This window comes from Gilliamella sp. wkB72 (assembly GCF_001693745.1).
Lineage (GTDB): Bacteria > Pseudomonadota > Gammaproteobacteria > Enterobacterales > Orbaceae > Gilliamella > Gilliamella apicola_E.
In genome coordinates this window covers 1-411 of sequence record NZ_LZEI01000015.1, presented here as the reverse complement: position 1 = coordinate 411, position 411 = coordinate 1, and the positions used below count along the sequence as shown (strand labels likewise).

Genomic DNA, 411 nt, shown 5'->3' with positions numbered 1-411 from the left:
TTTAGCAATGATTGATTGTTGTGATAAATTTGTGTCTGATAAATACCAGGTAATAGAGTAATTTTGATTTACAGCAACGGCCGGTTCGACGTCAACAGTATCGGTTAACGGTCGGATCTCGTCGTCATTCAATGTTTTTTTTACTAATGCTATTTCAGTCGAATCAACAGCAGGGATTTTTCCATCCGTTAATAAAACACTCACTCGAACAATACCCGGTTTTGGACGCTCTACAGCAACATCGATAATATTTTGATGAGCTGATAGCGCATGATATCGATACGCGAGTTTTTGACCAGCAACTGAGAATTTTTCTGGTGCTAACGAGATTCGTTCTCGATATGCGTCATCACGTTCGACATCTGCACCACCCGCAGTTTTTGTTATATTTTTAATACTGGTTATATATGC

At 38.9% G+C, this 411-nt stretch carries 1 protein-coding gene; it reads right to left on the bottom strand.

Annotated features, from left to right (window positions below; genetic code table 11):
• On the bottom strand, positions 1–411 hold a 411-nt coding region (locus tag A9G07_RS08650), incomplete at both ends, for a baseplate J/gp47 family protein (RefSeq protein ID WP_176713961.1).